The sequence below is a fragment of the Arsenicicoccus cauae genome, from assembly GCF_043162025.1.
Lineage (GTDB): Bacteria > Actinomycetota > Actinomycetes > Actinomycetales > Dermatophilaceae > Arsenicicoccus > Arsenicicoccus cauae.
Genome location: NZ_CP171001.1, coordinates 1,006,317 through 1,019,532 on the forward strand (window position 1 = coordinate 1,006,317; position 13,216 = coordinate 1,019,532).

At 69.4% G+C, this 13,216-nt stretch carries 10 protein-coding genes and 1 CRISPR repeat array (1 of these 11 running past the window's edge); of the genes, 8 read left to right on the forward strand and 2 right to left on the reverse strand.

From position 1 onward, the window contains the following. Positions 1 to 104 precede the first annotated feature (104 nt). Both cydB and ACF3NS_RS04720 read right to left on the reverse strand, forming a co-directional pair. A complete protein-coding gene (gene cydB / locus ACF3NS_RS04715) occupies positions 105 to 1,199 on the reverse strand; it encodes a cytochrome d ubiquinol oxidase subunit II (protein ID WP_392468129.1) in 1,095 nt (364 codons plus the stop codon). 18 nt (positions 1,200 to 1,217) lie between these two features. Beyond that, complete coding sequence (locus tag ACF3NS_RS04720; protein WP_392468132.1) at positions 1,218 to 2,657, reverse strand: cytochrome ubiquinol oxidase subunit I; 1,440 nt, start codon at positions 2,655 to 2,657, stop codon at positions 1,218 to 1,220. A 421-nt stretch (positions 2,658 to 3,078) separates the two neighbouring features. Between ACF3NS_RS04720 and cas3 the strand changes: the two genes are divergently transcribed. The 8 genes from cas3 to cas2e are packed head-to-tail and all read left to right on the forward strand — an operon-like array spanning position 3,079 to position 12,013. Continuing rightward, positions 3,079 to 5,928 carry a CRISPR-associated helicase Cas3' gene (gene cas3, locus ACF3NS_RS04725; RefSeq protein WP_392468134.1) on the forward strand — a complete coding sequence of 950 codons (2,850 nt, stop codon included), beginning with the start codon at positions 3,079 to 3,081 and terminating at the stop codon, positions 5,926 to 5,928. Further along, on the forward strand, positions 5,915 to 7,549 hold the full coding sequence (gene casA / locus ACF3NS_RS04730; RefSeq protein ID WP_392468136.1) for a type I-E CRISPR-associated protein Cse1/CasA: 1,635 nt from the start codon (positions 5,915 to 5,917) through the stop codon (positions 7,547 to 7,549). Before cas3 ends, casA begins: the two co-directional genes overlap by 14 nt. Further along, on the forward strand, positions 7,546 to 8,226 hold the full coding sequence (casB, locus tag ACF3NS_RS04735) for a type I-E CRISPR-associated protein Cse2/CasB (RefSeq protein ID WP_392468139.1): 681 nt from the start codon (positions 7,546 to 7,548) through the stop codon (positions 8,224 to 8,226). Before casA ends, casB begins: the two co-directional genes overlap by 4 nt. Positions 8,227 to 8,228: 2 nt before the next feature. Next, complete coding sequence (gene cas7e, locus ACF3NS_RS04740) at positions 8,229 to 9,365, forward strand: type I-E CRISPR-associated protein Cas7/Cse4/CasC (protein ID WP_392468142.1); 1,137 nt, start codon at positions 8,229 to 8,231, stop codon at positions 9,363 to 9,365. Continuing rightward, positions 9,362 to 10,081, forward strand: a complete 720-nt coding sequence (gene cas5e / locus ACF3NS_RS04745) for a type I-E CRISPR-associated protein Cas5/CasD (RefSeq protein WP_392468145.1) — start codon at positions 9,362 to 9,364, stop codon at positions 10,079 to 10,081. The genes cas7e and cas5e overlap by 4 nt, the downstream gene beginning before the upstream one ends. Then, entirely contained in the window at positions 10,078 to 10,731 is a 654-nt protein-coding gene (gene cas6e / locus ACF3NS_RS04750) for a type I-E CRISPR-associated protein Cas6/Cse3/CasE (protein ID WP_392468147.1), read from the forward strand. Before cas5e ends, cas6e begins: the two co-directional genes overlap by 4 nt. Further along, complete coding sequence (cas1e, locus tag ACF3NS_RS04755; protein ID WP_392468150.1) at positions 10,728 to 11,678, forward strand: type I-E CRISPR-associated endonuclease Cas1e; 951 nt, start codon at positions 10,728 to 10,730, stop codon at positions 11,676 to 11,678. The genes cas6e and cas1e overlap by 4 nt, the downstream gene beginning before the upstream one ends. A 56-nt stretch (positions 11,679 to 11,734) precedes the next feature. Further along, positions 11,735 to 12,013 carry a type I-E CRISPR-associated endoribonuclease Cas2e gene (gene cas2e, locus ACF3NS_RS04760; protein WP_392469075.1) on the forward strand — a complete coding sequence of 93 codons (279 nt, stop codon included), beginning with the start codon at positions 11,735 to 11,737 and terminating at the stop codon, positions 12,011 to 12,013. 49 nt (positions 12,014 to 12,062) lie between these two features. Next, positions 12,063 to 13,216: a CRISPR direct-repeat array (repeat unit 29 nt; unit sequence GTGAGCCCCGCGCCAGCGGGGATGAGCCC); it runs 401 nt beyond the window's last position.

Here is a 13,216-nt window from a genome sequence, read left to right on the forward strand (position 1 = left end):
CCCCCACAACGATCGTGAGGGTCTCGCCCAACATCGTTGGACGAAACCCTCACGATCATCGGGAGGTGCGGGCGGACCCGGCGGACCCGGCGGACCCGGCGGACTCAGTGGTCGCGGTGCGCTCCGCCGACCTCGCCTGCCGCCACGTGCTCGGCCTCCAGCTCGCCCACCTCGCGCGGCTCGTGCGCCGGTGGGATGTGGTGGGTGGAGATGCGCTTGCGGAAGATCCAGTAGGTCCACGCGGTGTAGGCGAGCACGATCGGCGTGAAGACCACGGCGGCGCCCGTCATGATCTTGAGCGTCAGGTCGGTGCTGGCGGCGTTCTCGTGGGTGAGGCTCCAGGCCGGGTTGGTCGAGGAGGGCATCACGTCGGGGAACAGCGCGGTGAACAGCGCCCACACGGCGAGCGCGATCGCGGCGGCGGTGCCGGTGAAGGCCACCCCGTCCCGGCCGAGGCGCGTCATGAGCAGGCCCACGACGAGCGCTACGGCGGCGAGGACCGCGAGGATCCACGAGCCGGTGTTGCCGGTGAGCATCATCACCCAGACGAGGAAGACGACGGCGACGACGGCCGCGGCGATGCCGACCTTCCAGGCGAGGGCCCGTGCCTCCTCACGGATCTCGCCGCTCGTCTTGAGCGCGACGAAGACCGCACCGTGGGTGAGGAAGAGCAGCAAGGTGGTCACGCCGCCGAGCAGCCCGAGCGGGTTGAGCAGGGTGAACAGGTTGCCGGTGTACTCCTTGTCGGCGTTGATCGGGACGCCCGCCACGATGTTGGCGAACGCGACGCCCCACAGCAGCGCGGGCAGGAACGAGCCGACGATGATGCACAGGTCCCAGTTGCGACGCCACTGGTCGTCGTCGCGCTTGTGGCGGTACTCGAAGCCCATGTTGCGGATGATCAGGGCGACCAGGATCAGCAGCAGCGGCAGGTAGAACCCGGAGAACAGCGTGGCGTACCAGTGCGGGAAGGCCGCGAAGGTGGCGCCGCCCGCCGTGAGCACCCACACCTCGTTGCCGTCCCAGTGCGGGCCGATGGTGTTGAGCAGGACGCGGCGGCGGTTGTCGGTGTCGAGCTCGTCGCGGCCCTTGCCGAGGATCGGCAGGAGCATGCCGACGCCGAAGTCGAAGCCCTCGAGGACGAAGTAGCCGGTCCACAGGACGGCGATGAGGATGAACCAGATGACGGTGAGTTCCATGGTGTCTCTCCAACGTCCTCAGTAGGCGAAGACGAGGGGCTTGTCCTCGCCGCTCTCGGCCGGGGTGTCGGTGTCGGCCGGCTCCGCGCCGACGCGGGTGTACTTCAGGAAGAGCTTGACCTCGACGACCATCAGCGCGGCATACAGCAGGGTGTAGACGGCCATCGAGACGAGCACGGACCAGGCGGGCACGGACGGGCTGACGCCGTTGGCCGTCGTCATCTCGCCGAAGACGATCCACGGCTGGCGACCCACCTCGGTGAAGATCCAGCCGAACGAGATCGCGAACACCGGCAGCAGCGGGCTCCAGATCACGACGTGCCGCCACCAGCGGCCGCTCGGCGGGGTCGTGCCCTTGCGGGTCGCCCACAGCGCCAGCGCCGAGAGCGCCATCGACACGAAGCCGACGCCCATCATCAGGCGGAAGGTCCAGTAGGTCGTCGGGATGTTGGGCACGTAGTTGGTGGCCTTGTCTGCCGTGCGGGCGTTTCCGGCATACCTCTGCTGGTAGTCGGCCTGGACGTCGCGGATGCCCTTGACCTCGCCGCCGAACGACCCGGTCCCGAGGAAGCTGAGCAGGCCGGGGACCTCGATGACGCGGGTGGCGTTCTGCCCGTCGAGGGAGCCGATCGTCAGGATCGAGAACGGCGCGGACTTCTCCGTGTGGTAGAGGCCTTCGGCGGCCGCCATCTTCATGGGCTGCACCTCGGTCATGACCTTGCCCTGCAGGTCGCCGGTGACGACGACGCCGAGCGAGGCGACGAGGGAGACGACCGCGCCGACGCGGACGGCCTTGCGGTACATCTCGCGGTCACGGTCGGCGATCGGGCCCCGCCGCAGGTAGTGCCACAGCGCCACGCCGACGACGACGGCGCCGCCGGTCATGTAGGAGCTGAGGATCACGTGCGGGAAGGTCACGAGCTGGACCTTGTTGACCAACACCGCGACGAAGTCGGCCATCTCGGCGCGCCCCGACTCGGGGTTGAACCGGTAGCCGACGGGGTTCTGCATGAACGAGTTGGCGGCGAGGATGAAGTAGGCGGACAGCACGGTGCCGATGTGGACGATCCACATCGTCCACGCGTGCAGCCGCTCCGGGATCCGGCCCCAGCCAAAGATCCACAGGCCGAGGAAGGTCGACTCGAGGAAGAACGCGAGCAGCGCCTCGAACGCCAGCGGAGCGCCGAAGATGTCGCCGACGAACCGCGAGTAGTCCGACCAGTTCATCCCGAACTGGAACTCCTGGACGATGCCCGTCACCAGGCCGAGCGCGAAGTTGATCGTGAAGAGCTTGCCGAGCCACTTGGTGAGCCGCAGGTACTCGGGCTTGCGGGTCCGCACCCAGGCGGTGTGGTAGCCGGCGACGATCGCCGACAGGCCGATGGTGATCGGCACGAAGAGGAAGTGATAGACGGTGGTGATGGCGAACTGCCATCGCGCAAGGTCCAGGTTGTCCATGACATCTCCGGAGGTCAGACCTTTGGGTTACCCGTCGAGCCTACTCAGAGCAGGACACGCGCCCGACCCGGTCCGGGGTTCGCAACCCGCCCGTGACCTGCGGTTTTAGGCAACATCAGCGTTGTGCAAATCGGCGGTGATGCCGTATGCCGGTCCGCCCGTGAGGTATTCGCAGGAGGCCTGCGCCGACGTGACCCAGGGGCCTTGGGGGCCGTGTGACCGAAGTCACCGTTTATTCCGCCGAGAGTAGAGCAGGTGGCTGATGGCGTGACAAGGTGGGCGAGCTCTGCGGCAGCGGAGATGATCCCTTGCGAGAGGTGATCTCGTCACTCAGCCCCGCGTCAGCGGGGAGGTACTCGCACGTCTGGTTCGAGTACGGGCCTTGTCGACCCAACTTGCGCGAGGTAATATCTCAGGTGTGATGCAACGAGGCATTGGAGGTGGGGCGGACGTTCCGTCGTGGCGAAGGTTGTATGCCAAGACGGACCGGACCACGAGTGAGTCGATGACGGTGCTCCGTCATCTGGAGGATGCAGCTGCCGTTGCGCGGCTCCTGTGGGACGAGTGGTTGCCCGACGCCGTGAGGCGCCGGATCGGGGAGGTCGCGTCGAGCGACCCAGGGCGACAGGACCCGTCCGGCCGCGCACTGCTCATGTGGCTCGCGGGCACGCACGACGCAGGCAAGATGAGCCCGGCGTTCGTGGAGCGGCTCAGCGCTGGGACAGGCCACGCCTTCGTGGACCTCCCCGGGGAGACGACCCGCCTGGGCTTTCACATGAGCTCCTTGACCAAGGACGCAAAGGCGTCTGCCCGGCACGCGATTGTCGGCCAGGTAGCGATAGAACGCTGGCTGACGGCGCGCTTCGGCGACGGGTGGGATCGCCCCCGGCGAAGGAGGGCTCAGCGACTGGCGGCGATCGCCGGGGCGCATCACGGCTTCCCTGCCGACAACCACGCGTTCCTGGCGGCTAGCAACTCGGACGGCCTTGGGGACGAGACATGGGGTGCGGCGCGCCAGGAGCTCCTGGACCACATGGCGGCGGCCACCGGGGCCGACGATCATCTGGACGAGTGGCTTTCCCGAGACTGGCCGGTCGGCGTGCAGGCGCTCCTCGTCGGGCTGGTGGTGCTGTGCGACTGGCTGGCGAGCGATAGCGACGTCTTCCCCTACCGCGACGGTCGCTCCAGCGACGAGCGAGCCCGCGCAGCGTTGGCCCGCTTCCGCCTCCCGTCGCCCTGGCGACCGAGCACCGTCACCGATGCGGTGAGGCTCTTTCGTGAACGCTTCCCCTCGGTCCAGGCTGACCCGAACACGTTCCAGCAGGCCGTGACGGCACTCGCCGCCGAGGTCTCCCGTCCGCCGTTGTTGATCATCGAGGCCCCCACAGGATCGGGAAAGACGGAGGCCGCCCTCATGGCCGCCGAGGTGCTGGCCGCGAAGTACGGGAGTGGTGGGGTCTTCGTGGGGTTGCCCACGATGGCCACCTCCAACAGCATGTTCGGCCGCGTCCTGGACTGGATGGAGGCTGGCGCCGTGCCGGAGCTGGGCAGCGTCTATCTCGCGCACAGCAAGGCCGAGCTCAACGGGGACTTCGCAGACCTGCGCGCTCGAGGGCGCCCGCGGGCGGTCTACGACGACGACCTGCCCGCGGGCGGTCGACCTGACGCGAGCCGTGACTACGTCCATGCGCGTGTCGCGAGCTGGCTGACCGGTCGGCGCAAGGGGGTCCTCGCCTCCTTCGTCGTCGGGACCGTCGACCAGGCGCTGGTGGCAGCGACCCGGTCCAAGCACGTGGCGCTGCGTCATACGGGCCTGGCGGGCAAGGTCGTGATCATCGACGAGGTCCACGCTGCCGACAGGGTCATGCGCATCTATCTGCGAGCACTGCTCGCCTGGCTGGGCCACCACGAGGTGCCGACCATCCTGATGTCGGCGACCCTGCCGCGCACCATCATCGAGGAGTTGGGGGGCGCCTACGAGCGAGGCGCCCGGCCGAGGGTCGGGGAGAACCCCGTCGGTCCGCGTGAGCTGGAGCCCGCATACCCTCGAGCCGTGTGCTGGGACGGGCAGTGGCGTCAGCTCTCGACGCCGAGCGACCCCGCGCGATCCCTGACGGTCGGGGTCCAGCCCCTGGTCAGGTCGGTGCCGGACGAGCTGCGCGAGCGACTGGGCGACGGCGGCGTGGCCTTCGTGGTCCGTAACACCGTCAAGCGCGCGCAGGACACCTATCAGGAGCTGCGCGAGGAGTATGGCGATGAGGTGGTCCTCCTGCACAGCCGCCTCATCGCCCGGGACCGCCTGGACCGCGAGAACGACCTGATGGGCCTGCTAGGGCCCCGCGCCGACCGGCCGCACCGGCTGGTCGTGGTCGCCACGCAGGTGATTGAGCAGTCCTTGGACATCGACGCGGACGTGATGATCAGCGACCTCGCCCCCGTCGACCTGCTCGTCCAGAGACTGGGGCGCCTGCACCGCCACCGGCATCGAGACCCCGGACGTCCGGCACGGCTGCGCGAGCCGGAGCTGCTGGTCGACGCCGTGGAAGGGTGGGACTCCGACGCTCCTTGCTTGGAGGGGGGCGGCGTCAAGGTCTATGGGAACGCGCCGCTGCTGGAGAGCCTCGCGGTGCTGCGCGGGCCACTGGCAGGAGCACGGGTGGAGATCCCGGCCGATGTGCCGGGGATGGTCCACGCGGCCTACGTGGAGCCCGACATCCCCGAGGCCTGGCGGCCGCTGTGGGAGCGAGGCCGTGCCGCCGACGCGAGGAAGGACGCGGAGGCCAAGAGCCGAGCCGACAGCTACCGGCTGCCGGACCCCTGGTTCGAGTCCGATCTGAGGACGTGGGGCCAGAGCACCGAGCCGGACGACGATGCGATCCTGTCGGCCAGCGTTCGCGACGGCGAGGACAGCTTCGAGGTCGTCGTGATCCGCGAGGTCGGCCCACGCATCGAGCCATTGGCGCACCTCGACGACCTCGCAGGGCGGGAGATCCCCTTCGACAGCCCTCCCGACCCTGACATCGCGGCAGCACTGGCCGAGTGCACGCTGCGCCTGCCCTCCTGGCTCAGCCGGGACGCGGTGCTCGAGGAGCTTGAGCGCGACGCGCTGCCCGGCTGGCAGCAGAGCCCCTACCTCGTTGGGCAGCTGGTCCTGCGCCTCGACGAGCATGGCCGCACAACCCTTGCCGGACAGGAGTTGCACTACGCCCCTGACCTGGGGCTGACCATCACACGTGTCGCAAAGGAGAGGAGTGCAGGTGAGCGAGGATAGCTTCAACCTGCTGGACAAGCCGTGGATCCGGGTGAGGACGACAGACGGTGACCTGGAAGAGGTCTCGCTGCTGGAGGTGCTTGATCGTGCTCCCCAGCTCGACGCACTCGCCGGTGAGATGCCCACGCAGGACGCTGCAGTGCTGCGGATCCTCCTGGCTGTGCTTCACCGGGTGGTCCCCGGGGGAGAGGACAGCGAGGCCGCCGTCGACGCCTGGGACGACGTCTGGCGCGCGGGGGCGCTTCCGATGGACGACGTCCGGGCCTATCTCGACAAGTATCGGGACCGGTTCGATCTGCTCGATCCGGTCGCTTCCTTCGGCCAAGTGGCTGGCTTGCAGACGGCCAAGGAGGGGTGGTCGGGGCTGGCCAAGCTGGTCGGCGAGCACCCGTACGGTGTTCCGCACTTCACGGTGCGAGGAGGCGCCGGACTGAGATCCCTCTCGCTGGGCGAGGCCGCCCGCTGGCTTGTCCACTGCCAGGCCTTCGACCCGTCCGGGATCAAGCCGGGTGCGATAGGGGATCCGCGGGTCATGGGAGGTAAGGGCTATCCGATCGGCACGGGCTGGGCCGGCTCGCTCGGGCTGTTCGTCCTGGAAGGCCGCAGTCTCTTCGAGACACTCATGCTCAACCTGGTCGTGCGGGCAAGCCACCGCGACGACCGGCCCGTCTGGGAGCGCCCTGCACTCGGGGCGGCCGAGGAGGCCGGGCCGCGGCAGCCGCAGGGACCCGCCGACATCATGACCTGGCCCTCGCGGCGGATCCGCCTCAAGGTCGATGACGGCGCCGTGGTCGATGCCCTGATCTGCAACGGCGACCGCATCGAGCTACAGGACCGTCAGCGCGTCGAGACCATGTCGGTGTGGCGAGACAGCGAGGCACAAGCCAAGAAGTTCGGCCGTCAGGTGACGGTGCCGCGAGCCCACCTGCCCGCCCGAGCCGTGTGGCGAGGCCTGCCCGCCACCCTGGAGGCTGGCTCGGCTGGCTCGCAGGTGGCGTCCATGCAGACGCAGGAGTGGGTGAGCCTGTTGACGAAGGAGGAGGTCCTGGGCTATGACTTCCCGCTGCGCCTGCACGCGATCGGGATGAGCTACGGGGCGAAGAACTCCTCCGTGGTCGACCTCATCGACGACCTGCTGACCCTGCGCCCTGCCGTCCTCGCCGATCCGGGGCTGCGGCAGCGGGCGATCGACGCGGTGCACTCCGCCGATCGTGCGGCGTCAGCCCTGGGCTGGTTCGCGGAGCTGCTGTTTCAGGCCGCAGGTGGAGACGGCAAGAACGAGGCCGAGGTGCACCGCACGGCAGCCCGGGAGACGGCCTACACCCTCCTCGACCTGCCCTGCCGCCGAGCCCTGCGGGCCCTCGGACCGTCCACCGAGCCCGGCTCCTGGCACACGGCCTGGGAGCAGACGGTCCGGCAACTGATCGGCGACGAGGCGCTGCGGATGGTGCGGGCGGCCGGTCGACCGGCTCTCGTCGGCCGGCCGGTCCGGGTCTCGGAGTCACGAGCCGACCACATCGATGCCGCCTCCGCCCTGAGCCGGCTGCACCACACCTTGCGCAAGGCCCTGCCCCTGGCCTACCCGTCCACCGCAGAACGCCCCGAAGGAGAGACGTCGTGACGACACAGCACTCAGTCGATACCCCCACGAGCCCACCACGATCACCGAGCGAACGTCTCGGACGCGCGGTCGGGGACCACATCGCCCAGCTGCAGGCAGCCTTCCTCGGGCGACGGTCCCAGGCGGACGAAGCCCGAGCGCGGGGGCTGCTCGCCCAGCTGCGCCGAGCCCGACCGGAGGACGTGACCGCCGACCCGGCCGCCCTGCCCGCGACCATCGGCTTCCTCGCCGAGGACTTGCTGGGCCGAGACCCGGTGCCCAGCCGGAGCGAGCGCGCCGCCCACGCGAGCATCGTGCTCTACGCGATCCACCAGCAGTCCCAGTCCACGGCCATGCACGTCCGGGGAGCGAGTCTGGGCAGGGCGGCAGGGCGGCTGGCGCGTCGGACGGATCCAGCTGCCCTCGACGAGGGAGTGGTACGGCGATTCACGGCGATCGTCGGAGCCGGATCCTTCGACGAAGCGATCTACCACCTGCGTTCGTTCGTCGGGCTGCTGCAGAGCGCCGACCCGGCGATCGGCCTCGACTACGCCGCTCTGGCGCAGGATCTCGTGCGCCTCCAGGACAGCCACGGGGCTGACCGCGTGCGCCTCAGCTGGACCCGCGACCTGCACCGCCCGCCACACCGTCCGGGTGGCGCCACCCCTCTTCTTGCCGACACCACCACGGGAGCATGACCATGAGCACCCACCTCTACCTCGACATCCACGTCCTGCAGACCCTCCCGCCGAGCAATGTCAACCGGGATGAGTCAGGCCGACCCAAGACTGCGTTCTACGGAGGCGTCGAGCGGTCCCGCGTCAGCAGCCAGGCCTGGAAGCGTGCCACCCGTCGCGAGTTCACCTCCGCCGTGGACGAGCAGGACCGCGGCCTGCGGACCAAGCGACTGCCTCAGGTGCTCGCCGAGCGGATCGCACGGCGTGACGGGACGCTCGCCGACCAGGCCGACGCCCGTGCCGCATCGGTTCTCACCGCCCTGGGCCTGAAGGTCGCCAAGCCCCGAAAGGCGAAGGGGGATGAGCAGGTCCCGCACGAGGTCGGGGCGCTGGGCTTCTTCTCGAACCGGCAGCTCGACCGGCTGGCCGAACTCGCCGCGAGCACCGACAGGCCCTCCAAGAAGGACGCTCAGCAGGCGGCCGACACCGGGCATGGGGTCGACGTGGCGCTCTTCGGGCGCATGGTGGCGGAGGCCACCGACCTGAGGGTTGACGCTTCCTGCCAGGTGGCGCACGCCCTCAGCACGCACGCCGTGCGGACGCAGTTCGACTACTTCACCGCGGTCGACGAGCGGGCCGAGGAGGCGGAGGAGTCGGGTGCCGGGATGATCGGCACGGTCGAGTTCAACTCCTCCACGATCTACCGCTACGCCACCATCAACCTCGACCAGCTCCTGCTCAACCTGGGCGGAGCCGACGACGACACGACGTGGGACGCGGCCCGAGTAGCCGTCGAGGCGTTCACCGAGGCCTTCGCCACCTCCATGCCGACCGGGAAGCAGAACACCTTCGCCAACCGCACCGCCCCGGACGCAGTCGTCGTGATGGTGCGCAGGGGCCGTCCCGTCAACCTCGTCGGAGCCTTTGAGGACGCCGTGACCTCGGAGCAGGGAGGCTTCCTGCGGGCCTCGGCCACCCGACTGGTCGAGCACGCCCGGGCCGTCGACGCCTCCTTCGGCCCAGCGCCGGAGCAGACCTTCGTGACCAGAGCCGGCGAGCCCGCCGCAGCCGTTGACTCACTCGCCGCCCCCATGCCCTTCTCCGAGCTCGTCACGGGAGTCGGTGCCGTCGTCTCCGCAGCGCGCGGCGCCAACTCATGAGCACCCTTCTCCTGCGGCTGGCAGCACCCCTGCAGGCCTGGGGGGACTCGAGCAAGTTCGCGTCTCGAGGCACGCGCCGGGAGCCCACCAAGTCAGGGGTCCTCGGCCTCCTGGCGGCAGCGGACGGCCGGCGCCGGACCGACGCGATCGAAGACCTCGTCGGGCTCCGGTTCGGGTGCCGAATCGATCAGCCGGGGCGGGTGATGCGGGACTACCACACCTCCACCAGGTGGCAGCGCGGGGAGTCGCAGGCGCACAGCCTGTCCGAGCGCTACTACCTGGCTGACGCTGTCTTCCTCGCCGGTGTGGAGGGTGACCGTGACCTGCTCGACCGCATCGTGTCCGTGCTCCGGGAGCCGACCTTCCCGCTCTACCTGGGCAGACGCTCCTGCCCCGTGGTCGGCGAGGTTGTCCTTGACCTGGTCGACGAGGAGTTGGAGGCAGCTCTGCGTGCGGCGCCCTGGCAAGCCGCCCGGTGGTATCGCGCCTCCCTCGGCCAGAACGTCAGCCTGGAGCTCGCCCTGGACGAAGCGTCCGCTTCGCAGGACGCGCGCGCCCAGGGCGTGATCGAGACCGTGCGCGATCTGCCGACCAGCTTCGACCCCGAGCGGCGCGGCTACACGTGGCGGCGAGTGGTTCGGGCGTGGGAGGACAAATCTAACCCGGACGGGCGCCAGCGCCCTGACTTCCTGGCGGCACTCGGAGGTGCGCTGTGAACCTGTCACGCCTCAACCTCGACACGCGCTCCGCGGAAGCGCGCCGTTGGCTCGCCTCACCACAGGTCATGCATGCGCGCATCCTGCGGCAGATCGGTCTCGAGGACCCCGGCCGAGTCCTGTGGCGGGCCGACGTGGTGGACCAGGGCATCGTGGAGCTCTACGTCTTGACCCCGGAGCCGTGGGATGGGAGATCGATGGCCCGCGAAGGCGGGGGCGGTGAGAGCAGCTGGCGCAGTGCGCCATACGACGTCCTGCTCGACCGGCTCTCCCCCGGTCAGCGATGGGTCTTTCGCCTGACCGCCAACCCGACCAGGTCGATCGCCGGCGCCCGGGGAAGTCGCGGCCGCGTGGTGCCGCACGTGACCGCCTCGCAGCAAGAGGAGTGGCTGCGAGAGCGCGCTCGCAAGATCGGCATCGATATCGGCCAAGAGGCGGGCCAGCCCACCTACCGGCTGGTGGATCGGCGCCGATGGCAGTTCCGGCGGAACACTGAGGGAATCGGCGCCACCGTATCCCTGTCGACCGCCACCTTCGAGGGAGAGCTGCGTGTTACCGACCCCGACCTCCTGAGAACGGCCATGACCGAAGGCATCGGGCGCGGTCGAGCCTACGGATGTGGGTTGCTCACGCTCGCGCCAACGTCATGAAACCCATCCCAGGCGCTCCGCCCGCCACGATCACCCAACTGCCGCGGGCGGAGGACCGCCTGTCCTTCGTCTACCTCGAACGCTGCACCATCCATCGCGACAACAACGCCATCACCGCCCAGGACGAGCGCGGAGTCATCCACCTCCCGGCGGCCACTCTCGGAGCGGTGCTGGTCGGTCCCGGAGCGCGAGTCACGCACGCCGCGATGACCCTGCTGGCCGACAGTGGCGCCACCGTTGTGTGGGTGGGAGAGCAGGGAGTCCGCTATTACGCGCACGGCCGCTCCCTCGCCCGCACGTCGCGGCTGCTAGAGGCACAGGCGAGGATCGTGTCCAACCAGAACGAGCGCCTGAGGGTCGCGCGAGCCATGTACGCAATGCGATTCGCGGGCGAGGACACCCGCGGTCTGACGATGCAACAGCTCAGAGGGCGCGAGGGTGCGCGGATGAGGAAGGTGTACCGCGAAGCCGCCGAGCAGAGCGGCGTGGAATGGAAGCGCCGCGACTACCGTCCTGACGACTTCGAGTCCTCGGACCCCATCAACCAGGCGATGTCGGCAGCAACGACGTGCCTGTACGGCGTTGTCCATTCCGTGATCGTGGCGCTTGGCTGCTCCCCGGGTCTGGGGATCGTCCACACTGGCCACGCCCGTAGCTTCGTCTTCGACATCGCAGATCTCTACAAGGCTGAGATGGCGGTCCCGGCTGCCTTCGAGATCGTCGGTGCTGGGAGCGAGGACATCCCGGGGGACGTGCGGCGGCGGATGCGCGACAAACTCCACGGCGGGCACCTGCTCACGCGGTGCGCGGCCGACATCCGTCGGTTGCTGTCGGGCGACGACACCGAGATTGAGTCCTCGGACGTCGTGTACCTGTGGGACGGCGGAGACCGCGTCGTGGCCAGCGGCGTCGGCTATGCGACGGATGAGGTGGAGGTCCCGTGGTAGTCATCGTGCTCACCGCCTGCCCGCCGGGCCTGCGCGGGCACCTCACTCGTTGGCTGATGGAAATATCGGCGGGAGTGTTTGTGGGCAAGGTTTCGGCTCGCGTACGGGAGGAACTGTGGTCCCAGGTCGTTGAGCTCGCCAAAGACGGAAAGGCGATCATGGTGACATCCGCACGAAGTGAGCAGGGGCTGGAGTTGCGCACTCATCGTCATGACTGGGAGCTGGCCGATCTCGACGGCCTAACCGTGATGCGTCGCCCTGCCACACCCTCAGTTCCACGAGGCCAACTGCGGCCCGGTTGGAGCCGCGCCTCTCACAGGCGGAGGGCTAGATAAAGTAAAGGAACTGCACGTGTCTTCGCTGTAAAGCCGCAGGTCATCAAGTGTGAGCCCCGCGCCAGCGGGGATGAGCCCGTCCGCACCGCACGGTACGTCGACACGCGGTGGTGAGCCCCGCGCCAGCGGGGATGAGCCCCGATCCCCCTCGCAGACGGGGAACAGGCACCGGTGAGCCCCGCGCCAGCGGGGATGAGCCCTCGACTGCGCGCTCTGCGGGCAACCCATATACGTGAGCCCCGCGCCAGCGGGGATGAGCCCGCAACGACCAGTCCTTCGAGTCCTTCGGTGACGTGAGCCCCGCGCCAGCGGGGATGAGCCCTATGGCACTGGTGCAGTCGCTTTGGCGACCAGCGTGAGCCCCGCGCCAGCGGGGATGAGCCCTACCAGCCGACCGCCGCGAACATCAGCGACGCGTGAGCCCCGCGCCAGCGGGGATGAGCCCCGGGTCCGGGTACGCCATCGGGTCGATCGCCCGTGAGCCCCGCGCCAGCGGGGATGAGCCCCGCCCGCACCCGACGATCACGTCGGGGAACGTGTGAGCCCCGCGCCAGCGGGGATGAGCCCCAGACGCCGGAGTCGTGGTAGGCGCGGCGCGTGTGAGCCCCGCGCCAGCGGGGATGAGCCCCGGTCCTCCTTCACCCACCTACGGATCGTTGAGTGAGCCCCGCGCCAGCGGGGATGAGCCCATCCCCGGACCGCAGCAGCGGGTCGGCTTCGAGTGAGCCCCGCGCCAGCGGGGATGAGCCCGTCGACGACCTGGTCGATGTAGCCCGCGTTGCGTGAGCCCCGCGCCAGCGGGGATGAGCCCTACAACGAAGTCATCTCCGCCAAGCCGCTCACGTGAGCCCCGCGCCAGCGGGGATGAGCCCTGGTGCGCCGGACTCCAGGCCGCGGGGCTGCGGTGAGCCCCGCGCCAGCGGGGATGAGCCCGTCGACCCACGCGGACACCTTGCCGCCGGTGGGTGAGCCCCGCGCCAGCGGGGATGAGCCCCCATCGACAGCTGAAGGTCACCGGCGGGGAAGGTGAGCGCCGCGCCAGCGGGGATGAGCCCCGTGGATGTGCGGCTACCACGACGACACCACCGTGAGCCCCGCGCCAGCGGGGATGAGCCCTGTAGGAGGCGCGCATGGCAGACGTCAGGCCAGTGAGCCCCGCGCCAGCGGGGATGAGCCCGTCCAGCAGCGCGGACGCCTCCCGGA